Annotated in this window: 1 protein-coding gene; it reads left to right on the top strand. The window is 60.5% G+C overall.

Features of this window, described 5'->3' with window-relative positions:
* Positions 1 to 215, top strand: a 215-nt coding sequence (locus RVY79_RS18690) for a hypothetical protein (RefSeq protein ID WP_317466047.1), incomplete at its 5' end; no start/stop codon positions are given.
* Positions 216 to 309: the final 94 nt, after the last annotated feature.

The following is a 309-nucleotide window of genomic DNA, read 5'->3' as shown; positions in this document are numbered from 1 at the left end:
GCGTGGTGTGGAACTCGACCGCCACCTTTAACCTCCAGGCGCCGCCGGGTTCGATGAACTGGTTGATCGGCAGCACCGGTAACACGATGCCGCAGACCACAGAAACACCGGGTGATGTCGATTCGCCCAGCGTGCCTGTCGCGCCGAAGAGCCTCTATCTTGCGCAGCTCTGCCAACGTAACGGGCCAACGGCATTGACCAACATCGGCTACTGATCGCGTAGCTGCATCGGAGGGATGAGGCGTTGCCTCATCTCTCACCCTCAAAACCGCACCACATCCAGCATCGCCTGCACAAATGCCTTCGGCG

It is taken from the genome of Chromohalobacter sp. HP20-39, from assembly GCF_033052815.1.
Taxonomy (GTDB): domain Bacteria; phylum Pseudomonadota; class Gammaproteobacteria; order Pseudomonadales; family Halomonadaceae; genus Chromohalobacter.
The sequence above is the reverse complement of the archived record's forward strand: the minus strand, read 5'-3'. Positions and strand labels throughout refer to the sequence as shown.